21 protein-coding genes are annotated in these 22,539 nt (G+C 41.7%); 13 read left to right on the forward strand and 8 right to left on the reverse strand.

All coding sequences use genetic code 11. The features are described 5' to 3' along the window. The first annotated feature begins 3 nt into the window (after positions 1 to 3). Positions 4 to 1,305: a phosphate regulon sensor histidine kinase PhoR gene (gene phoR / locus DD649_RS14990; protein WP_294108374.1), complete on the forward strand. Its 1,302-nt coding sequence runs from the start codon at positions 4 to 6 to the stop codon at positions 1,303 to 1,305. A 500-nt stretch (positions 1,306 to 1,805) separates the two neighbouring features. Continuing rightward, a complete protein-coding gene (brnQ, locus tag DD649_RS14995) occupies positions 1,806 to 3,131 on the forward strand; it encodes a branched-chain amino acid transport system II carrier protein (RefSeq protein WP_294108376.1) in 1,326 nt (441 codons plus the stop codon). Between the two features lie 75 nt (positions 3,132 to 3,206). Here brnQ and ggt read toward each other — a convergent pair whose 3' ends face one another. From ggt to DD649_RS15010, 3 genes are all read right to left on the reverse strand, one after another. Further along, positions 3,207 to 4,988 carry a gamma-glutamyltransferase gene (gene ggt / locus DD649_RS15000; RefSeq protein ID WP_294108378.1) on the reverse strand — a complete coding sequence of 594 codons (1,782 nt, stop codon included), beginning with the start codon at positions 4,986 to 4,988 and terminating at the stop codon, positions 3,207 to 3,209. 274 nt (positions 4,989 to 5,262) lie between these two features. Beyond that, positions 5,263 to 5,862, reverse strand: a complete 600-nt coding sequence (locus DD649_RS15005) for a peroxiredoxin C (protein ID WP_294108380.1) — start codon at positions 5,860 to 5,862, stop codon at positions 5,263 to 5,265. Between the two features lie 180 nt (positions 5,863 to 6,042). Further along, positions 6,043 to 6,654 carry an ACP phosphodiesterase gene (locus DD649_RS15010; RefSeq protein ID WP_294108382.1) on the reverse strand — a complete coding sequence of 204 codons (612 nt, stop codon included), beginning with the start codon at positions 6,652 to 6,654 and terminating at the stop codon, positions 6,043 to 6,045. Between the two features lie 452 nt (positions 6,655 to 7,106). Between DD649_RS15010 and queA the strand changes: the two genes are divergently transcribed. From queA to pgpA, 11 genes are all read left to right on the forward strand, one after another. Beyond that, on the forward strand, positions 7,107 to 8,177 hold the full coding sequence (gene queA / locus DD649_RS15015; RefSeq protein ID WP_294108384.1) for a tRNA preQ1(34) S-adenosylmethionine ribosyltransferase-isomerase QueA: 1,071 nt from the start codon (positions 7,107 to 7,109) through the stop codon (positions 8,175 to 8,177). Positions 8,178 to 8,279: 102 nt separating this feature from the next. Then, entirely contained in the window at positions 8,280 to 9,407 is a 1,128-nt protein-coding gene (tgt, locus tag DD649_RS15020) for a tRNA guanosine(34) transglycosylase Tgt (RefSeq protein WP_336430904.1), read from the forward strand. 293 nt (positions 9,408 to 9,700) lie between these two features. Then, positions 9,701 to 10,033 (forward strand): preprotein translocase subunit YajC, encoded by a 333-nt coding sequence (gene yajC, locus DD649_RS15025; protein ID WP_294108388.1) that lies wholly within the window; start codon positions 9,701 to 9,703, stop codon positions 10,031 to 10,033. Positions 10,034 to 10,060: 27 nt separating this feature from the next. After that, the gene (gene secD / locus DD649_RS15030; RefSeq protein ID WP_294108391.1) at positions 10,061 to 11,908 is read left to right on the forward strand and encodes a protein translocase subunit SecD; all 1,848 of its coding nucleotides are present in this window, start codon (positions 10,061 to 10,063) and stop codon (positions 11,906 to 11,908) included. 10 nt (positions 11,909 to 11,918) lie between these two features. Further along, complete coding sequence (gene secF / locus DD649_RS15035) at positions 11,919 to 12,887, forward strand: protein translocase subunit SecF (protein WP_294108393.1); 969 nt, start codon at positions 11,919 to 11,921, stop codon at positions 12,885 to 12,887. A gap of 267 nt (positions 12,888 to 13,154) precedes the next feature. Then, a complete protein-coding gene (gene nrdR / locus DD649_RS15040; RefSeq protein ID WP_294108395.1) occupies positions 13,155 to 13,604 on the forward strand; it encodes a transcriptional regulator NrdR in 450 nt (149 codons plus the stop codon). Between the two features lie 8 nt (positions 13,605 to 13,612). Continuing rightward, positions 13,613 to 14,725: a bifunctional diaminohydroxyphosphoribosylaminopyrimidine deaminase/5-amino-6-(5-phosphoribosylamino)uracil reductase RibD gene (ribD, locus tag DD649_RS15045; RefSeq protein ID WP_294109062.1), complete on the forward strand. Its 1,113-nt coding sequence runs from the start codon at positions 13,613 to 13,615 to the stop codon at positions 14,723 to 14,725. Positions 14,726 to 14,827: 102 nt separating this feature from the next. Continuing rightward, entirely contained in the window at positions 14,828 to 15,298 is a 471-nt protein-coding gene (gene ribE, locus DD649_RS15050; protein WP_336430905.1) for a 6,7-dimethyl-8-ribityllumazine synthase, read from the forward strand. Between the two features lie 28 nt (positions 15,299 to 15,326). Next, complete coding sequence (nusB, locus tag DD649_RS15055; protein ID WP_294108399.1) at positions 15,327 to 15,743, forward strand: transcription antitermination factor NusB; 417 nt, start codon at positions 15,327 to 15,329, stop codon at positions 15,741 to 15,743. Between the two features lie 148 nt (positions 15,744 to 15,891). After that, positions 15,892 to 16,881: a thiamine-phosphate kinase gene (thiL, locus tag DD649_RS15060; RefSeq protein ID WP_336430907.1), complete on the forward strand. Its 990-nt coding sequence runs from the start codon at positions 15,892 to 15,894 to the stop codon at positions 16,879 to 16,881. Then, positions 16,874 to 17,374 (forward strand): phosphatidylglycerophosphatase A, encoded by a 501-nt coding sequence (pgpA, locus tag DD649_RS15065; protein ID WP_294108403.1) that lies wholly within the window; start codon positions 16,874 to 16,876, stop codon positions 17,372 to 17,374. Before thiL ends, pgpA begins: the two co-directional genes overlap by 8 nt. 258 nt (positions 17,375 to 17,632) lie before the next feature. On the opposite strand, the gene DD649_RS15070 is transcribed toward pgpA, so the two are convergent. The 5 genes from DD649_RS15070 to fixA all read right to left on the reverse strand — a co-directional run bounded on the left by DD649_RS15070 (position 17,633) and on the right by fixA (position 22,393). Beyond that, positions 17,633 to 18,961 carry an MFS transporter gene (locus tag DD649_RS15070; protein ID WP_294109082.1) on the reverse strand — a complete coding sequence of 443 codons (1,329 nt, stop codon included), beginning with the start codon at positions 18,959 to 18,961 and terminating at the stop codon, positions 17,633 to 17,635. Between the two features lie 80 nt (positions 18,962 to 19,041). Next, positions 19,042 to 19,329, reverse strand: a complete 288-nt coding sequence (fixX, locus tag DD649_RS15075) for a ferredoxin-like protein FixX (protein ID WP_336430909.1) — start codon at positions 19,327 to 19,329, stop codon at positions 19,042 to 19,044. Next, positions 19,326 to 20,612, reverse strand: a complete 1,287-nt coding sequence (gene fixC, locus DD649_RS15080) for an FAD-dependent oxidoreductase FixC (protein ID WP_336430911.1) — start codon at positions 20,610 to 20,612, stop codon at positions 19,326 to 19,328. The genes fixX and fixC overlap by 4 nt, the downstream gene beginning before the upstream one ends. A gap of 54 nt (positions 20,613 to 20,666) precedes the next feature. After that, positions 20,667 to 21,608 (reverse strand): FAD-binding protein, encoded by a 942-nt coding sequence (locus DD649_RS15085; RefSeq protein ID WP_336430912.1) that lies wholly within the window; start codon positions 21,606 to 21,608, stop codon positions 20,667 to 20,669. Between the two features lie 11 nt (positions 21,609 to 21,619). Beyond that, entirely contained in the window at positions 21,620 to 22,393 is a 774-nt protein-coding gene (gene fixA / locus DD649_RS15090; RefSeq protein ID WP_294108412.1) for a putative electron transfer flavoprotein FixA, read from the reverse strand. Positions 22,394 to 22,539: the final 146 nt, after the last annotated feature.

Below are 22,539 nucleotides of genomic sequence, written 5' to 3' on the forward strand. Positions count from 1 at the left end.
CAAGTGCTTGAACGTTTATCCATAAAACAGCTAATTTGGGGGCTGTTTTTATTTATTTTACCCGCACTCATATTATCAGTATTTATAGGCCATCTAGCATGGCTTTTAGTCATTTCTTTGCTAGCTGCATTATTTTGGCACGGGTATAACCTGCTAAAATTATCCTATTGGTTATGGTTAGATAAAAGCATGCTTCCACCCGCAGGTAAAGGGGGTTGGGAGCCAATATTTTATGGCATTTATCAAATGCAGCAACGTAACCGTAAACGTCGTCGTGAGCTAGGGCAGCTAATTAAGCGTTTTCGCAGCGGGGCTGAATCATTACCCGATGCGGTAGTGATGATGACAACGGAAGGTAATATTTTTTGGTGTAATCGCCATGCGCAGCATTTATTAGGTTTTCGTTGGCCTGAAGATAATGGGCAGCATATTTTTAATCTGTTGCGTTATCCTGATTTTAGCCGCTATTTTACGGTTAAGAGTTATGATCAAGCGCTGACAATTGAGCTTAACAGTGGTGAAATTGTCGAGTTTCGTATTTTGCCTTACACTGAGGGGCAGCTTTTAATGGTTGCCCGGGATGTGACGGAAAAACGACGATTAGAAAAGGCTCGTAGAGACTTTTTTGCTAACGTGAGTCATGAATTACGTACACCATTAACGGTCATTCAAGGGTATCTTGAAGTGATGGATGATCAAGAAGGGACCTCTGCGGTTAACAAAAAAGCCTTGAATGTGATGCAAGAGCAAGCTTATCGAATGGATAATCTGATCAAGCAGTTATTGCAGTTATCACGAATTGAAATCGCCCCTCATATTAATCTGGACGAACAAGTTAATATTCCCGTTATTCTTAAGATGATTGAACAAGAAGCGCTGAGTCTGAGTCACGGCCAGCACCAATTTGAGTTTAATGTTGATGAAAAATTACGCGTAAATGGCAATGAAGAGCAACTACGTAGTGCCGTTGCTAACCTTGTGTACAATGCCATTAACCACACACCTGAGGGAACTAAAATACGGGTTGATTGGCAGAAAACCAGTCATGGTGCTCGTTTTAGTGTCAGTGATAATGGCCCTGGTATCCCTACGGAGCATATATCGCGTTTGACGGAGCGTTTTTATCGAGTGGATAAAGCGCGTTCGCGCCAAGGTGGTGGTGGAACGGGGCTTGGATTAGCTATTGTGAAACATGCAGTTCAGCACCATAGCAGTCAACTCGTAATTACTAGTCAATTAGGTAAAGGTAGTGAATTTTCTTTTACACTCCCTCCTGTTTTAATTGTGTCTGATAAAAAAAGCTAAAACAGGGAAAATAATCACCTTATTAATATTAATCATAGGGTTAGTAAGGTGAATTTATCTGTGATATTTATTAAATTCGCAATTTATTTAATAATCGCGACATATTCTCCCTAAAACTATTTATATTTTTTTATCTTATCCTACCTTTTAATAAAAACGATGAGTGATAAAATGATTAAGTGATGATTTTTTAAACAAATCATATAACGGATATTCTAATTTTACTGACAGTAATCACTAGTTCTGAAAATTAGTTTGGTTGTTTATTCTTGTTTTGGGGTTTGCTATTGCCTTTTTGCCCTATAAAAGTTTTACTTGTCGTCAGTTATTGGCGGTTTTTTCTGTTTTTTAACGTTTCATTTCAAATGATTTAATAAATCATATATTTTATATTGTTAATGATATGTTTTATCAGAATTCTATCTCGTCATATAAATTTCAAAGGGTTGCTAGTTAAATACCCATATCTTTTTATTTTCGTTACTTAAAATTAACATAATATGGCTCATCGTTTATCATCAAGAGATATTATCGCGTTAGGTTTTATGACCTTTGCGTTATTTGTTGGAGCAGGAAATATCATTTTCCCTCCTATGGTTGGTTTGCAAGCAGGTGAACAAGTTTGGACGGCTGCACTTGGCTTTCTGGTTACTGGTGTCGGTCTTCCCGTTTTAACCATTATCGCACTGGCAAAAGTGGGTGGTGGTATTGAAGCGTTAAGTACTCCAGTAGGTAAAAAAGCCGGATTATTACTCGCTGTTGTCGCATACTTATCCGTCGGTCCATTATTCGCAACACCAAGAACCGCCACCGTATCGTATAAAGTCGGTATCGCCCCATTGTTTGGTGGTGAATCTGATATGTTATTATTGATTTACAGCGTGGTTTATTTTGTCTTAGTGATTGGTATTTCACTTTACCCAGGCAAATTACTCGATAGCGTCGGTCATATACTTGCACCCGTTAAAATGCTCGCACTTGCGCTTCTAGGTGTTGCTGCGGTGTTATGGCCTGCCGGTTCTCCTATCCCGTCTACTATCGAATATCGCGATATGGCATTTTCAAATGGCTTTATTAATGGCTATCTCACCATGGATACACTTGGGGCGATGGTATTTGGTATTGTGATTGTGAATGCAGCACGTTCAAGAGGTATTGATAATTCGTCATTGTTAACCCGTTACACTATGTGGGCTGGGTTAATAGCGGGGGTTCTGCTCACACTGGTTTATCTTTCACTTTTCAAACTCGGTGAAAACAGTGGTTCTTTGATTCCGAATCCGGCGGATGGCGCAGATATTTTGCATACTTATGTGCAATATACCTTTGGCGATTACGGTAGTTTCTTCCTTGCGGTATTGATTTTCGTTGCTTGTATGGTGACCGCAGTTGGGCTAACTTGTGCATGTGCCGAATTCTTCAGTCGCTATGTGCCGATTTCTTATCGTAGCTTAGTGTTGATATTGGGCCTCTTCTCGATGGTTGTTTCTAACCTAGGCCTGAGCAAATTAATTGCATTCTCATTACCTGTGTTGGTATCGATTTATCCACCTTGTATTGTGCTTATATTAATGAGTTTTACGCTGAGATGGTGGCGAAATCCAACGGTCGTGATTGCACCAACGATGCTGACAAGCTTTGTAGTGGGATTAATTGGCGCAGTGAAAGCCTCGGATAACCTGAAAACGTATATCCCAGAATGGATGACGTCGATTCCATTGTATAAGCAAGACCTTATGTGGTTATTACCATCTTTAGTGGTATTGGTTGTTGCAGTGCTTTGCGATAGATTTATTTCACCTTCAGTTGTGCATAAACAAGCTTAATTAATTGTGCTTGTATTGTGATAAAACCCACTAATCAGTGGGTTTTATCATTTATAGTCTCAGTTAATTAATGCATTAATTAACACCTACTGCGCTACCTGCTGGTCGACGGACATCATTAGAGCCGTAGATAAAGCCCTCTCGTACTTTTCCTGAAACCGCTGAGTCGTTACCTGATGATTTGGTACTAACACCCGCGCCTTCAGGTATCCCAACCATAATCAGTTCGGCTGCACCCCAAGGTGTTTGTTCAACCATCTTGTATCCCATTTTATCTAGTAACACTAAGCTATCTTTAGATAAGCCTCTTTGCTCATAGTAAACTTCATCTGGTAGCCATTGATGGTGAATTCTGGGCGCATTGACCGCTTCTTGTGGTGGCATTCCGTGATCAATAATATTCAATGCGGTTTGCAAGGTAATTGAAATAATTCTTGAACCACCCGGGGAGCCGAGCACTAAGAAAACTTTACCATCTTTCGTCACGATTGTTGGGCTCATGGAAGATAGTGGGCGCTTACCGGGGGCGATAGAATTTCGTTCCCCTTGTACCAAGCCATAAAGATTTTTTTCACCTACTTTAGTGGTGAAGTCATCCATTTCATCATTTAAGAAAAAGCCTGTTCCGGGTGGAATAACCACAGAACCAAAACGCCCATTAATCGTATAAGTGGTGGAAACGGCATTACCTTTGTCATCAACGACAGAATAATGGGTAGTTTCTGGTTTTTCATGTGGACCGATACCCGGTTGTACCTGTGTGGATGCAGTGGCTTGATTCGGTTTGATCTCTTTGCGTAACTCTTCTGCATAAGCTTTGCTGAGCAGTTTATCTGTTGGGTTATTGACGAATTCAGGGTCACCTAAGAAGGTATTGCGATCCATATAGGTATGGCGCATTGCTTCAGTGAGTGTATGAACGTAATCAGCTGAATTGAACCCCATTTCTTTTAAGTCATAGCCTTCTAAAATATTGAGAGTTTGGCAGATAGTGACTCCACCAGAACTCGGTGGTGGTGCAGAGATAAATTTGTAGCCGCGATAGGTACAGCTAATTGGTGTAGTATCACTGATGGTGTAGTTTGCAAAATCTTTAGCGGTGAGAATTCCACCATTTTTCTTGGCGGCTTCTTCAACAATTTTTGGAATATCACCTTCATAGAAGGCTGAAGGGCCATTTTTAGCAATTTTTTCAAGAGTATTAGCTAAATCTGTTTGTACGAGTTTGTCACCGGGTTGGTAAGTGCTTCCATCTGGTTTTAAGAATATGCGGGCCACTTCGGGGTCCTGTTTGAATCGTTCTGTCGTGGTGTCTAAAACATCGGTATCCGCTCGAGTTAACGTGAAGCCGTCTCTGGCAAGTTTAATCGCAGGTTCCATGACTTGCTGGCGGTTCATCGTGCCATATTTTTCTAATGCATAATCTAAGCCTTTGACTGTACCGGGAACCCCGGAAGCTAGGTAGCCGTACAGGCTCGCATCTTTGATTAATTTTCCATCTTTATCTAAATACATATCTGCGTTAGAGGCGGCAGGGGCAGTCTCTCTGAAGTTGATAAATAGGTCTTTACCATCGGCAAGGTGAATTGTCATGAAACCACCCCCACCAATATTGCCACAGCAGGGATTTACAACTGCTTGAGCATAGCCTACCGCGACAGCGGCATCGATGGCATTACCACCAGACTTTAAAATGTCAGCGCCAATTTGAGAGGCTAAATGTTGGGATGAAACAACCATACCTTTTTGTGCTTCAACTGCGGGCTCTGAAGCCGCATACAGTTGTGTTGAGACAAGCAAAGAAAGTACAGATAAAGAGCGAAGTAGCACAGAGGGTGCCGATGATTTTTTTATCATTAGTATCTCCGGATAGCAGTGGATGTGATATCTATTTGCGTTGATTGTTATTTAAATAAAAATAATTTGTTAATTATTTGTGTCTATAATTTATAGCACGAAATGGTGGGAAGGGTTGAACATTTGAGTTAAGAAATATTAACTAGTGGGAGATACTTGAAATAATTGTTACAAAAAAGGGTTATTAAGTTGCATATGGAGAGGTTTTTTTTAAAAAAAAGCGGATTTAGACCTTTGATCTAAATCCGCTTTTAAAAGACTGAATCAGTTTTAATTACAGAGCAGTAGCATTCTTAGTCAGGTAGTCTGCAACGCCTTTAGGAGATGCATTCATACCTTCTTTGCCTTTTTCCCACTGAGCTGGACAAACTTCACCGTGCTCTTCGTGGAATTGCAGTGCATCAACCATACGTAACATTTCATCAATATTACGGCCTAATGGCAGGTCGTTAACGACTTGGTGACGGACAACGCCTTCTTTATCAATTAAGAAAGAACCACGCAGTGCAACACCTTCTGGGTGCTCGATACCGTAAGCTTTGATGATTTCGCGTTTGATATCAGCAACCATCGGATATTTAACTTCACCGATACCGCCTTTATCTACAGGCGTTTTACGCCATGCATCATGAACAAACGCAGAGTCAAAAGAAACACCAATGATTTCTACGCCGCGTTTTTGGAATTCTTCAAAACGGTGATCAAATGCGATCAACTCTGATGGACAAACAAAAGTGAAGTCCATTGGCCAGAAGAAAATGACAGCAGGCTTGCCATCGATATGTTTTTTCAGATTGAAATTTTCATTAATTTCGCCGTTACCAAGAACAGCTGCTGCAGTAAAGTCGGGGGCTTGACGTGTAACCAGAACCATAATTTACTCCTATGAGTGTGAATTAAAGGTTTTTATAGATTATAAGATGATAAGGAATTATCTCTTAGTAAGAAAGACATTAAAACCAATCATTGTGATAGTTTTTACCTATCAATAGTAATGGTTTAGCTACCTAATATCAATAAGATAGTTTTATTTCACTAAAGTTCAAGCATTAATTTACTTTAACTCATTAATTGTGAGGGATTGTGCAAAAAGTTGTTGTTGCGCTTTACTCATCATTTGTGGATAAAACTGAAAGAAAATTTGTTCAAGCTGCCCATACTGTAGCAAAAAATCATCGAAAGAGCCGCTAAGCGCACTGAGTTTTGGTCGTCTGCTCGCCATTCCGTTAAGTGATTTACCAATATAATCCTTTTGACTATAACGTGTCAGCCATTGCTGGGGCCACATATATTCATTTAACTCCTGAAATTTTTCAGGCGTATGACAAAGATTCGGCTCAATGGTATTTCGAGCCATACTGACAAACTCAGGCAATGTGATTGATGCTTCGATTTTAGACCAATGTAAAGATAAAAAATGATCCCAAATTAAATCAAGCGTAATTGGAGCCACTCGCCGGTAATCGGGGCGAAAGAGTGCGCGAGCCTGTTTGACTAATGGGTGTGAGTCGGTAGCTTTGTCTACAGAACGGTGCATATAGATGCCCGAGACAACGTCAGGCTCGTAAAGACCTGTAGGGTTGCCGCGAACGAAGTCGGCTAATATGTTGCCCAGTAGGGAGCTTTGGGCTGTGTGGGCTAGGTGGAGGTGAGCGAGATAATTCATGTTCTTACTATACCCCTAATGTCCGTCGTCTTTCAATTCACAGGGGTGTTGGCTGCGTAAAAATACCCGAATCACATACTATTGTATGCTCATCGGGATATTTTTATCTTGCCGCCTACCTGTGATTTGAAATCCATAGGACATCTATAGGATATCCTGATATCTTTCGTTCGCTCTAGTCGCTGCTTCTAGGGCTCAGTTTGCTTGCTGCCTTGCTTTAATCTGAAATTCATGGGGATTGTACTGAATCTAAAAACGAGAAAATTAAAGATTAGAAAGCTAAAGTGGGAATAATTGAGCTGGTGATTGGGTCTGTGAGCAGTAATTTTTAATTTTACTTCAATATTTGTTAAATAATGGTGCTTTTTTCGGCGATTTTACGCTTATATCTTGCGCTAGAGGCAGGTCGGCACTAGACTAGTCGCCTGTTTTTTTAGATTGATGTCAATACAATGCGTGTTTCCGATTTTACTTTTGAGTTACCAGAAGAACTTATAGCCCACTATCCTCAGACAGAGCGCAGCTCATGTCGATTGTTAAGCCTTGATGGTGAGACAGGAAAGCTCACGCAGGGTGTTTTTACCGATATTTTTGAAAAGCTGGAGCAAGGGGATCTGCTAGTGTTTAACAACACGCGTGTTATTCCTGCAAGATTGTTTGGGCGAAAAGTGAGTGGCGGTAAAATTGAAGTGCTTATTGAGCGTATGCTTGATGAACATCGCGTGCTAGCGCATGTAAGAGCCTCAAAAGCACCGAAAGAAGGCGCAGAGCTTTTATTAGGGGATGATGAGAGCGTTAAAGCGACAATGTTGGCGCGCCATGGGGCTTTGTTTGAACTGCGTTTTGATGATGAACGAGATGTGCTTAGCATTCTTAATCAAATCGGTCATATGCCACTTCCGCCTTATATTGCTCGCCCTGATGAAGAATCTGATAAAGAGCTTTATCAAACAGTATATAGCCAGCGTCCAGGTGCGGTAGCTGCACCAACAGCCGGTTTGCATTTTGATGAGCCTTTATTAGAAGCACTGCGTCAAAAAGGTGTTGAAATGGCGTTTGTGACACTGCATGTCGGGGCCGGTACATTTCAACCCGTTCGCGTTGATACTATTGAAGATCACATTATGCATTCTGAATATGCAGAAGTGCCTCAAGACGTGGTTGATGCGGTATTGGCCTGCAAGGCGCGAGGAAATCGTGTTGTTGCTGTTGGGACAACTTCTGTGCGTTCATTAGAAAGTGCCGCGAAAGCCAGCCAAAATGCACTTATTGCTCCATTTTTTGATGATACCCAAATCTTTATTTATCCAGGGTATGAATATCAAGTGATTGATGCGCTCATCACTAATTTCCACCTACCGGAATCGACACTGATTATGTTAGTTTCTGCGTTTGCGGGATATAAAAATACCATGAGAGCTTATCAAGAAGCGATAACGCAAAAATATCGTTTCTTTAGTTATGGTGATGCAATGTTCATCACGCCAAATTCCAACGCTCGTTTTGAGCAAGTGGGCGAATAACTTTCAATCAGCGACGGCGACGCTGTTGGCTTATTGAGAGTGACTGATTTACTTAAGTTAATATACAGCATCAGACTGTTTTTCTGATGTTAGGAGAGCAATGTGAAATATGAATTACACACGACCGATGGCAATGCACGTCGTGGTCGTCTAGTTTTCGAACGCGGCGTTGTAGAAACCCCTGCGTTCATGCCAGTTGGAACCTATGGTACGGTCAAAGGAATGACGCCGGAAGAAGTGAAAGAGACCGGTGCTCAAATCCTGTTGGGCAATACTTTTCATTTATGGTTACGTCCAGGGCAAGAAATCATGAAGTTACATGGCGATCTCCATGACTTTATGCAATGGCAAGGACCTATTTTGACGGACTCCGGTGGTTTCCAGGTCTTCAGCCTTGGTGCGATGCGTAAAATTAAAGAAGAAGGCGTACATTTTCGTAATCCAATTAATGGGGATAACGTCTTCTTAAGTCCTGAAAAATCAATGGAAATTCAGTACGATCTCGGTTCAGATATCGTGATGATTTTTGATGAGTGCACGCCATATCCGGCGGATTGGGATTATGCCAAAACGTCAATGGAAATGTCCTTACGTTGGGCAGCGCGTAGTCGCCAACGTTTTGATGAGCTCAATAATAAAAATGCATTATTTGGCATAATTCAAGGTAGTGTTTACGAAGATTTACGTGATATTTCTGTTAAGGGACTGGTAGAAATCGGCTTTGATGGGTACGCTGTAGGCGGCCTTGCCGTTGGTGAACCAAAAGATGATATGCATCGTATTTTAGAGCATGTTTGTCCTCAAATTCCAGCGGATAAACCTCGCTATTTGATGGGCGTTGGTAAGCCGGAAGATTTAGTTGAAGGTGTTCGTCGTGGTATTGATATGTTCGATTGTGTGATGCCAACTCGAAATGCACGAAATGGTCATTTATTTGTGACTAACGGCGTGGTAAAAATTCGTAACGCTAAGTATAAGTCAGACACTTCAACACTCGATGCTGAATGTGATTGTTATACTTGTCGCCATTATAGCCGTGCTTATTTGCATCACCTTGATCGTTGTAATGAAATCCTAGGTGCAAGGTTAAACACAATTCATAATTTACGCTATTATCAACGTTTGATGGCCGGTATTCGTCAAGCGATTGAAGAGGGTAATTTTGAAGAGTTCGCGAAAGATTTTTATTTGAAGATTGGTAAAAGCCAACCTTCGTTAAATCTAGAATGAATTTAAGTGCGAAGTTGTCATAACCTGTGTAGCATAAGTAGGTCATACTTCAAGCTGCTTAAGCGTTGATGACGTCTAGCTATCCGAATCACTGTGACATAAGTGGCATAGATTTCTATGTTTATCGGAATGGCTTTATTTGTCGTCTTCATGCAACTTGCACTATTTAGAGTTCGTAGTAGGTCTTACTTCAAGTGGCATATGTATTCTTTTGATTTATATGTACTATATGCAACTTGAATTACTTAGAGTGTATGTTTTAGATTGCTTTCAATAACAATGAGGAAAGTTGAATGAGTTTTTTTATTTCTGAAGCTGCGGCATCTGCAGGCGCACCAGGGCAAGGTAGCCCATATACAATGGTTATCATGCTTGTTGTTTTCGCGCTGATTTTTTACTTCATGATCCTGCGCCCACAACAAAAACGTGCTAAAGAACATCGTAAACTGATGGAATCTATCGCTAAAGGTGATGAAGTTTTGACTACTGGCGGTTTAATCGGACGTGTTACTAAAGTTTCTGAGACAGGTTATGTTGTACTTGAGCTGAGCGAGAATACTGAAGTAACTATCAAACGTGATTTCGTTGCTGCCGTGTTACCTAAAGGCACCATGAAAGCTATTTAATTCTGATTTGTCCCGAAGGGAACTGCCGTGCTAAACCGTTATCCTTTGTGGAAGTATCTGATGTTGATCGTTGCGATCCTCATCGGTTTGCTTTATGCACTTCCAAACCTATATGGTGAGGATCCGGCTGTTCAGATCACTGGTGTGCGGGGAACCGCCGCCAGTGAACAAACGCTGATCCAAGTCCAAAAGTCTTTAGAGACTGATAAAATACAGAGTAAGTCGATTACTCTTGAAAATGGGGCAATTTTAGCCCGATTTAACAACTCAGACGTTCAATTACGCGCTCGTGAAGTTATTATGAATGCGTTAGGTGATCAGTTTGTTGTTGCATTAAACCTTGCACCTGCTACGCCTAAATGGCTAGAAGCTGTCGGCGGTGAGCCGATGAAGCTAGGTCTTGACCTTCGTGGTGGGGTTCACTTCCTCATGGAAGTTGATATGGATACTGCATTAGGTAAATTGCAGGAACAAAACATGGATGGTTTGCGTAATGACTTGCGTCAAGCAGGAATTGCGTACTCTTCTATTCGTAAAAGCGATGATTATAGTGTCGAAGTCCGTTTTCGTAACTCAGATGATCGTAGCTTAGCTGAGAAAACGCTAGCACGTAAATACCCAGACCTCGTATTTTCTGATGGCAGCAATAACACAATGATTGCTGTTATGACAGATGAGCGTTTACGTGAAGCCCGTAGCTATGCAGTATCACAAAATATCACCATCATTCGTAATCGTGTAAACCAATTAGGCGTTGCAGAACCTTTAGTTCAACGTCAAGGTGCCGATCGAATTGTCGTTGAGTTACCCGGTATTCAAGATACCGCACGCGCTAAAGAAATTTTAGGTGCAACCGCGACACTTGAATTTCGTCTAGTGAATACTAGCGTTGATAGTTCAGCGGCTGAAACTGGTCGTATTCCAGGTGATTCAGAGGTTAAATCTGATCGTAATGGGGTGCCATACATCCTGTATAAGCGTGTCATTTTAACCGGTGATCATATTACAGACTCAACGTCTGAAATGGATGAAAACGGCGCACCACAAGTCAGTATTAGTCTCGATAGCGCTGGTGGCTCTATCATGTCTGACTTTACTCGTGATAATCAAGACAAACTAATGGCGACGCTATTTGTCGAATATAAAGACAGTGGCAAAAAAGATGCAGCCGGTCGTTCAATCTTGGTAAAAGATGAGAAAGTGATTAATGCGGCTCGTATTTCTGCGCGTTTTGGCAGTAAATTCCGTATTACAGGTATTGATAACGGCAATGAAGCGCGTCAGCTCTCTTTACTGCTTCGTGCGGGTGCATTGATTGCGCCAATCCAAATAGTGGAAGAGCGTACAATCGGTCCAACCCTTGGTCTACAGAATATTGAACAAGGTTTGAAAGCTTGTCTTGCTGGTCTATTAGCTTCTATTTTGTTTATGATTATTTATTATCGTAAATTTGGTTTGATAGCGAGTAGTGCCCTAATGGCAAACTTGGTGTTAATTGTGGGAGTGATGTCTCTGTTACCAGGAGCAACATTAACCATGCCAGGTATTGCAGGTATCGTTCTAACCCTTGCGGTAGCGGTCGATGCTAACGTTCTTATTAATGAACGTATCAAAGAAGAGCTACGTAATGGGCGATCGGTTCAACAAGCGATCCATGAAGGGTATAAAGGCGCTTTCTCAAGTATTATCGATGCAAACTTAACGACACTAATTACTGCAATTATTCTTTATGCAGTAGGTACAGGCTCGATTAAAGGCTTTGCAATTACGACAGCTATAGGTGTCGCAACCTCTATGTTTACAGCTATTATAGGAACACGTGCAATTGTGAACCTACTGTACGGCGGTAAACGTATTAACAAGCTGTCAATTTAAGGAGCACGTTGTGGCACAGGATTATACTGTTGAACAATTAAACCACGGGCGTAGAGTCTATGACTTTATGCGCTGGGACAACGTTGCCTTTAGTATTTCAATTATATTACTGATCGCCTCTATTGCCATTATTGGTGTTAAAGGCTTTAACTGGGGTCTTGATTTTACCGGTGGTACAGTAATTGAAATCAACTTAAGTCAGCCTGCTGATTTGGATAAAATTCGCGATAGCCTTTCGAATTCGGCTCATAAAGATCCGCTTATCCAAAACTTCGGTAGTAGCCGCGATATCATGATTCGCTTACCGCCAATTGAAGGCTCAGCGGGTCAGGAAGTTGGTAAAGAAATCATCACTATCATCAATACTGATGTGGATGATAAAGCAACGGTTAAGCGTATCGAATTTGTTGGGCCGAGTGTTGGGGCAGAACTTGCTCAAACTGGTGCTTTAGCTTTGTTGGCTGCGCTGATTTGTATCTTGATTTATGTTGGATTCCGTTTTGAGTGGCGTTTGGCAGCGGGTGCTGTTATTGCACTTGCTCATGACGTTGTCATTACATTGGGTATTTTATCTCTATTTCATATAGAGGTAGATATGACCATTGTGGCATCATTGATGTCAGTTATTGGTTACTCACTGAATGACAGTATCGTGGTATCTGACCGTATTCGTGAAAACTTCCGTAAAATTCGTCGTGGTACACCTTACGAAATTATGAACGTCTCTTTGACTCAAACATTGAGCCGTACCATTATGACCTCAGCAACAACCTTGTTGGTCGTTCTGATGCTGTATTTGTTTGGTGGTAGCATGCTGGAAGGTTTCTCACTGGTTATGTTAATCGGTGTGACTATCGGTACTGTTTCATCTATTTATGTTGCTTCTGCACTGGCACTGAAAATGGGTATGAAACGTGAGCACTTAATTCAGGCGAAAGTCGAGAAAGAAGGCGCCGACCAACAGTCTTTATTGCCTTAATTTCGAAAAATTATTAAGCAACATTAAATTGATTTTCAGTACTTGAATCGCATTTAATACTCAAAATAATTCTTGTTGTGAGTAGGCAGCAAGCGACGATATCCCTAGGAGCATACATAAGTATGTGACTAGGGTAGCGGAGTGAAGCTAACAACCTCACAATAAGAAGTATGAAGAGTCACGAGCACCTTGTAAGTTACCTTACAGGGTGTTTTTCATTCCAGTCTAGGGTAAACTATCTACCCGAAAACAGAATCAGGAAACGCTATGCATTGCCCATTCTGCTCCGCTGTAGATACGAAAGTTATTGACTCGCGTCTCGTTGGTGAAGGTTCCCAAGTACGTAGACGTCGCCAATGTCTGCTTTGCCACGAACGTTTCACCACTTTTGAAGTAGCCGAGCTGGTGATGCCACGGGTAATTAAAAGTGATGAAGTCCGTGAACCTTTCGATGAAGAGAAATTGAATCGAGGGATGCAAAAAGCCTTAGAAAAACGCCCTGTTAGTTCTGATGCTATAGAACAAGCCATTATCTCTATCAAATCTCAGCTTCGCGCCACTGGTGAACGAGAAGTACCTTCAAAATTGATTGGTAGTTTGGTGATGGATGAACTGAAAAAATTAGACAAAGTGGCTTATATCCGTTTTGCCTCTGTTTACCGGAGCTTCGAAGATATCCGGGAATTTGGTGAAGAAATAGCGAAATTACAGGATTAAGTTAGATGATTGAACAAGACCGCATTTATATGGCTCGGGCATTTGAACTTGCCCAAAAAGGTCGCTTTACCACATCTCCTAACCCTAATGTTGGTTGTGTTATTGTGCGTGATGGCGAAATCGTCGGGGAAGGCTATCATCAGAAAGCCGGAGAGCCTCATGCGGAAGTTCATGCTTTACGGATGGCCGGTGAAAAAGCACAAGGGGCAACGGCTTATGTGACCCTTGAGCCTTGTAGCCATCATGGCCGTACACCACCTTGTGCAGAAGCTTTGATTAATGCGGGTATCAGCCGTGTTGTTGCATCAATGCAAGATCCTAATCCTCAAGTCGCTGGTCGTGGCTTGTATATGCTTTCTAAAGCGGGTATTGAGACTGCGAGTAATATTTTATTAGAAGATTCAGAAGCGCTTAATCGCGGGTTTTTAAAGCGTATGCGGACTGGGTTTCCGTACATTCAGTTAAAACTTGCGGCTTCTTTAGATGGTAAAACAGCTCTCGAGTCAGGGGAAAGTAAGTGGATAACTAGCCCAGCGGCAAGGCAAGATGTGCAACTTTTACGTGCTGAGGCCAGTGCAATTTTATCCACTAGCAACACGGTTATCGCTGATGATCCTTCATTAACGGTGCGTTGGAATGAATTACCAACTGAAATACAACAAATATACCCAGAAACTCAGTTGCGCCAACCTATTCGCATAGTGTTAGATAATCATAATCGGGTGACACCTGAGCATAAAGTGACTCAGTTAGAGGGTGAATGTTGGTTAATACGTTCAAAGCCTGACGTTAATGTCACTTGGCAAGGTCAGGTTGAACAATTCTCAGTACTTGCGGATGACAATGGCATCGATTTAGTTGTGTTAATGATGCAACTCGCTAAGAAAAATGTGAATAGCATTTGGGTTGAAGCGGGACCGACACTTGCAGGCGCCTTGTTAAAACTGGGCTTAGTTGATGAACTCATTGTGTATATTGCGCCTAAATTACTGGGTGATAGCGCGCGCGGTCTAGTGAACTTTTCACCATTAGCAGCCTTATCCGATGCGCCAAAATTTGAATTTACTGATGTGACCAAAGTCGGAAATGACCTACGAGTTAGGCTCCGACCAATAGGGTAATTGTATTTTTTTAACCGTTTGCTGAAAATCACTCGCACGGTCGATGAAAGAATGTGATAAAATCCGCGCCCCGCGGGTTATAATTAATATTAGAGGACGACTATGAACGTAATCAAAGGTGTTGTTGCCGCGCCACAAGCGCGTGTTGCTATCGCTATCGCTCGTTTTAACAATTTTATTAATGATAGTCTGTTGGACGGTGCGATTGATGCGTTAGAGCGTATTGGTCAAGTCTCTCAAGACAATATTGCTGTCGTGTGGGTCCCAGGTGCATATGAGCTACCGTTAGCCGTAAAAGCACTGGTTGAAACCAATAAATATGATGCAGTTATTGCTTTAGGTACCGTTATTCGTGGTGGTACTGCGCATTTTGAATTTGTTGCGGGTGAATGTAGTTCAGGCCTTTCCCATGTCGCGTTGAACAGTAATGTACCTGTCACGTTTGGCGTGTTAACGACTGAAAATATCGAGCAAGCGATTGAGCGTGCAGGTACGAAAGCCGGTAATAAAGGTGCAGAAGCTGCATTGACCGCATTAGAAATGATTAATGTAATGAAAGCCATAAAAGGCTGATATAGTTTTTTTATTTAAGGGGAATCTTGTGAAACCTGCTGCTCGTCGCCGCGCTCGTGAGTGTGCTGTACAGGCCATCTATTCATGGCAGTTATCTGGTAATCCAATTGCCAATGTGGAATATGAATTTATTGCCGAACAGGATATGTCGGACGTAGACGTACCTTATTTTCGTGAATTGTTGTCAGGTGTTGCAAATAATGCAATTAAGCTTGATCAACTGATGATGCCTTATTTGTCTCGTCAACTTGAAGAGCTAGGCCAAGTTGAAAAAGCGATTCTGCGTATTTCTATGTATGAACTGAGCTATCGCCAAGACGTACCTTTTAAAGTTGCAATCAATGAAGGTATTGAACTTGCTAAAGTATTCGGTGCAGAAGATAGCCATAAATTTGTTAATGGTGTATTAGATAAAGCAGCACCTGTAGTTCGTCGTAAAAAATAAAAAATTCAGGGTTCCCCCCTGTAACACTAGAGTATAAATAGGTAGGCTGAATTTTGGTCTACCTTCGTATTTTTGTGTCTTGATTTCAGGTAATAGGCTTGATTTCAAGTAACATGAAAGTAGGTATAGCGAAAATGGAAAATCTACCATGTCATATGGCGAATTTGACCTCATCGCGCGTTATTTTAATCGTCAAACGACAAACCGACGTGATGTAAATATCGGTATTGGTGATGACTGTGCGTTGATGACTATCCCGGAAAAACAGCAATTAGCTGTTAGTACTGATACTTTAGTTTCTGGTATTCATTTCCTTCCTAATATTTCTCCTGCTGACCTTGCTTATAAATCATTAGCATCAAATTTAAGCGATCTAGCTGCTATGGGCGCAGACCCTGCTTGGGTTTCTTTAGCAATTACACTACCTTCAATCGATAGTGCCTGGTTAGCGTCTTTCAGTGATAGTTTATTTGAACAACTCAATTATTATGGAATGCAATTAATTGGTGGTGATACCACTCGTGGGCCAATGAGCTTAACTTACACTGTTCATGGTTTAGTACCTGTTGGTAAGGCTCTGTCACGTTCAGGCGCACGTAATGGTGATTGGATCTATGTGACAGGGACATTAGGTGATAGTGCAGCAGGACTTGCTATACTTCAAGATAGGTTACATCTTGAAAACTTACAGCATAAAGAATGGTTAGTGGGGCGACATTTACGACCTCAACCACGAATTTTGCAAGGACAAGCATTGAGAAATCTAGCGTCTTCAGCAATCGATATTTCAGATGGTTTAGTGTCTGATCTTAACCATGTGCTTAAAGCTAGTGGCTGTGGTGCGCGGATTAATCTTGATGCATTACCGCAGTCAGAAGCATTAAAACAAAGCTGTACAACGGAGCAAGCGCGCACTTGGTCATTAAGTGGCGGTGAAGATTACGAACTTTGTTTCACTGTTCCTGAGATAAATCGAGGCGCTTTAGAAGTGGCATTGGCACATACAGGCTCAGGTTTCACTTGTATTGGCCAAATTAAGCCACAATCCGAAGGGATCAGCTATTTTTGTCATAACCAAGCGGTGGATATCAGCCTAAAAGGTTTTGATCATTTTGTTTCGGAAGGTATTTATGGATGAAGCAAAGAAACGGCTAAGTATGCGTAATCCGTGGCACCTGTTGGCGACGGGGTTCGGAAGTGGTTTGTCTCCTATTGTGCCGGGGACAATGGGCTCGTTAGCCGCGATCCCTTTTTGGCTCTTAATGGCAAAAATGCCAATCTGGAGTTGTTGGGTTATCATTGTGGTCGGCTTTTGGATTGGATGCTTGATTTGCCAACGCACTTCAGATGACATGAAAGTTCATGATCATGGCAGCATTGTCTGGGATGAATTTATTGGCATGTGGATAACCTTGATGGCTATTCCAGCTCTAAATTTTGAATGGGTAATGACTGGATTTTTTATTTTTCGTATTTATGACATGTGGAAGCCGTGGCCTATTCGTATTTTTGATAGAAAAGTCGGTGGCGGTTTCGGCATTATGATCGATGATATAATTGCGGCAATTTTTGCGTATATCACCATATGGTTGTTGGTTATATATGATGTGATGCCATTTTCTGCGAATTAATCATACTTTACTCGTCATACTTCGAGCTGTGGCTGTGTTGGCTTCACTCAGCCCCTTGGGTCACATACTTGTGTATGCTCCCCAAGATGTCTTCATTTGCCGCCTTGCCACAACTCGAATTATTTAGAGTATAAATTTTGGTGAAAACTGAAAACTGAAAACTGAAAACTGAAAACTGAAAACTGAAAACTGAAAACTGAAAGTATTTATTATGACTAAGTTTAATGCTTAATTAATAGTGTATTAGTACGGTCTTTACTATTTTTTCTTGCGTCCCATTTCCATTACTGATGTTTGTGCTAGGGTTAATCCTTTGGTTTCTGGCGCAAATAATACCGATACCACCAGTCCAAGTAACGAAACGCCTGCCCCCATTAACATCACGTTGTTGATGCCATATTCGCTAATGAACGTTGGTAAGGCCCATGTCGAGAAAATAGTACCGATACGGCTAATTGACATAATAACGCCGACCGCGGAAGCGCGAATATCGGTTGGAAACAGTTCATTCGGATAAAGCCACTGTAAAATGCCGGGCCCCCCGGAGAAAAAAGCATAGACGGCAAACATGATGATAACTAAGCAAATACCGAGATTGGAAAATAATCCAAGGATGGCCAGTGCTATGGTCATTAGTGCAAAGCTACCAATCAGTAATGGACGCCTGCCCATTTTATTTAACCAGTACATGGCTGGGATGCAACCTAACATAAAGAATAAGCTGATAACCACATTACCAAGCGCGGCACTTTTACCTTGATCCCAACCGAGTAAACCAACAATTTGTGGGCCAAAGGTGTAAATGGCAAACATCGGGATCACTTGGCAAGTCCAAATGATGGCAGTAAATAGAACAAAGGAAAAATGTCGTTTATTAAACAATTGAATAAATCGTGTTTTTTGAGGGGCTTCAGCTTCAAAAATAACCGGTTGGCCAAATAATTTGGTCATCATTTGATTACATTCTTTGATTCGACCTTTACGTATTAACCACAGGGGAGATTCGGGCAAATCAAAACGACCAATTAAAATAACGACACAAGGAATGACAGCACTGCCGAGCATCCAACGCCAACCATCTTGTACATCATATAATGCGTAGCCGACAAGATTGGCACAGGTTGCACCGACGTACCACATGGCCGCGATGAAACCGACCGCAAAAGCTCTTTGTTTAGTATTTGAAAATTCGGTGATCATTGACGTGGCAATAGGGTAGTCAGCGCCAATCACAATACCGATTAAAAAACGCATTAATAGTAGTTGCAAAGGCGTTGAGACAAACATGGTTGCAACTGAAATAACGCCAATAGCAACGATATCAATTAAAAACATTTTTCGACGCCCTACTTGGTCACAAATATAACCAAACAGAGACGTACCGATGAATAGTCCAGCTAAAGTGGCGGCACCAAGTAAACCAATCCATTCGCTGTCTAAGCTGAGTAGTGGAGTTAATTGCTCTAAAGCAACACCAATGAGGACTAATACATAGCCGTCAAGAAAAGGTCCTCCGCTGCCCCATAGCATGATGCGGCGATGCACGGAGGAGAATTGAATATCATCAAAATTTTTCGGTTGCATTATAAGTCCCTGAGTCAGCCTAGACAAATAAGTAAAACTCTCGAAGCTGAAAGTTTAAGCCTCGAGAGTTACGCCTAGCAAAATCAGCCGTAACGAAATTCAATACCAAATGTGCCGCGTGGGTATTCCCATTTTTCTAAGGCACTGTCTAGCCCAAGAATGCGACAAGTTCCACATTCTAGGCAGCCGGCGTAATCGAAACGAACTGAACCATCATCTTGTTTTTTATATAAGCCTGCGGGGCAAGCTTTGGTTAATACTTCCAGAATTTGCATGTCTGGACTTTGTTTTATGACAATATGTGGGTTTTCTTCATCGACATTAAATTTATTAATCCCGAGTTTGACATCTACGTTTACAGGCGCACTCATATCGCTCTCACTCCTTTTATTCCATCTTTGAGCAGATTCATAAAACCGACTCTTTTTGCATGCTGTATCATGGTTTTACGTAAAGGAATTGGGGCTTCATCTGAGATGGTGAACAGTTTTTTAGCGATACCCACGGCCATCTCCGGGTAGGCACCGAACATACGAGGGTTGTCCAAGAAATCAGGCATTTTTTGATACATTTTCATATCACGTAATGGACCATCATTCAGTAACTTAAGGTATTCACTTAAGCCTTGTTTGCTAAAGTCTGCGCTTTTCATGGCATTAAGTACCGTATTCGCAGCAGCTTCGCCGGAGGCAACCGCTAAGTCCATTCCTCGAATGGTAAAGCCTAAATTCATGCACATACCCGCAGCATCACCAGCGATTAATACGCCATCACGGACTAACTCTGATTGCATTTTTAGTCCGGCTTCAGGTACAACGTGAGCTGCATATTCAATCATTTTTCCCCCTTCAATAAGAGGCGCAACGATAGGATGTTGTTTGAAGTCTTCTAACATCTGAGGAACGGATTTTTTAGCCTCTTTAAGGTGATGTAACCCACAAACGAGTCCGAGTGAAATGGTTGAATCATTCGTATATAAAAAGCCACCACCCATCAAACCATCTGTAGGGGAACCTGCAAATAGCCAAGCCACACCTTCTTTATCTTGTAGATTGAAGCGGTTTTGTAATACTTCTTTTGGTAATTCAATAAGCTCTTTAACACCAACAGCGACATGTTCAGCACTAACAGGTTTAGTCATGCCAAGTTGCTCTGCGAGTAATGAATTGACGCCATCAGCGAGGATCACGACTCTCGCTTCGAGAACGTCACCATCTGCTTCAACACCAATAACTTTGCCATCTTGTTCAACCAGCTTATCGACTCGAATGCCTGTAATACATTGAGCGCCTGCATTTTCAGCTTGTTCTACTAGCCAAGGGTCGAGTTTTCCACGTAACACTGACCAAGAAGTCTCATTTGGGTTTTGTTCTGCCCCATTTTGATAATCAACGGTAACGGCGCCAGTATCCGTCATGAAAGATAGTTTTTCACGGGTGATCATGCGTTCAATGGGCGCTTCTTGGGTAAATCCAGGTATGATCCTTTCTAAACTGTGAGCATACATGCGCCCACCTGAGACATTCTTCCCGCCTGCATAGTTTCCTCGTTCGATTAGGAGAACTGAAGCACCTTCACGGGCGAGAACCAGTGCAGCAACGGAACCTGCAGGACCGGCTCCTACAATGATTGCATCAAAAATATCATCGGACATAGTTTCTCCAAAATTTACGACAACAGCAGGGAGGATTTCCCTACTGTTTTAAGGTCAATTAGCCAGTTGGTGAGTTAATGCCGGGAGGATCTTGAATAAATCTCCGACGATTCCATAATCTGCAAATTGGAAAATAGGCGCGTTTTTGTCTTTATTAATTGCAACAATGAATTGTGCGCCATTGGCGCCGACCATATGTTGAATCTGACCAGAAATCCCGACAGCAAGATAAAGTTCGGGTTTTAACATCAAATTAGAAATTCCAACATAACGCTCATGTTCCATCCATTTTTCGTTTTCGGCGACAGGACGTGAACAGGCAACTTCAGCGCCAATTGCTGTTGCGAGTGCTTGTGCGATAGCAATGTTTTCTTGGCTACCGATCCCACGCCCTACGCTGACGACTAGGCGAGCTTTATCTAATTCAACTGAGCTGCTTTCTTTTTTCTGGACATTGGTACGCGCAATTGCGTGTTTTGGTGCCACCCATGATGCCGATTGAGCTGTTCCTGTGCGTGATGCATCACTTTGTGCTGCTTCGAAGGTGCCTGTCGTTGTGGTGATAACGGAAAAGACTGTTTTTAGCGTTTCTTCACCAAAGGCTAATCCTCCGTACACCATGTGTTTGATTACTGGAGTGCCTGAATCAACAGTGACAGAAGCTGCATCATTTGACACCGCAGCTTGCAGTCTTGCACCTAAACGTGCCGCTAAAAGCTTACCGCGACGTGAGTTTGGTAATAAAAGTAATCCTGTGTCGCCATGCTGTTTGATGACGCTCACAATGGTATCTGCATAATCTTCAATAATGCGGTCGTCGGGCTTGCCATCTAATTGAAAAACGTGCGTAGCGCCAAGTTGAAACGCGAGTGTACTTTGCGCTTCATCTAGAGCGAGCACATTCACTTGTTCACCAAGCGTTAGTGCGCCACCCATTAATTCAGCTAAGCGAGAAGTCATGTCACTGAATACCCAAACGGTCGATAATTTGCTCATAACTCCCCCAATTAATTAATGATTTTTCTTAAATGTTCAGCAAACTGTGCAATTTGGTCATCGCCATCACCTTCAATAATGATACGTTGACGTACTTTTTGTTTTGGTGCTGCGATGACTTGTGCTGACAAAGTAGGCACTTCATCTAAGCCAATATCTGCAATATTCCAAGCTTGAACCGGCTTTTTCGCTGCGCCAAGAATCGCTTTCATTGAAGGGATTGTAGGGACGTTAATATCCGATGTGACGGCGATGATGGCAGGTAAGGTAATTGATAAAGTTTCAATTTCATCTTCGAGTTCACGCTCAACAACAAGCGTGTCTTGAGTGATTGAAATAATTTTTTTAATGCCGTTAATAGCTGGAATTTGGAGCTCTTCACCCAGTAGCATGCTGACTTGTTGAGCATTAAGATCGGCAGAACCATCGCCGCAAATAATAAGATCGAAGCCAATTTTTTTTGCTGCATTACTCAGAGCGACTGCACTTTGATGAGGAAGGGCATGTTCGAATTGGTCATCAATGACCACGACTAATTCATCAGGGCCACGAGATAGTACATCTTTACGACCTTTCATATTGGTAAGCGCTTTGCCTCCAATACTTAATGCAATAACTTGGCTATCAGATTGTTGTGCTTTTATTTGATTTGCAGTTTCTATTGCATTTAAATCATATTGGCTAATCTTAGTCTCAGCACGAGAAAAATCTAAAGAACCATCTGAGCTATTAACAATAATGTCTTGCTCATCGGGGACAGATTTATAGCATGTAATAATTTTCATTACATCTCCTGGAAATATGTTTAATAGATATAGTCTGTGTTTTACTAATATATAATTATCATTAAATTAATATTTAAAAATAAAACCTAAGTCACCAATATTGAAAACCTTAAATTAAAGGCGATTTAAGTTTTCATGTTGCTACA

This window comes from Providencia sp. (genome assembly GCF_003533305.1).
In the GTDB taxonomy this organism is placed as follows: domain Bacteria; phylum Pseudomonadota; class Gammaproteobacteria; order Enterobacterales; family Enterobacteriaceae; genus Providencia.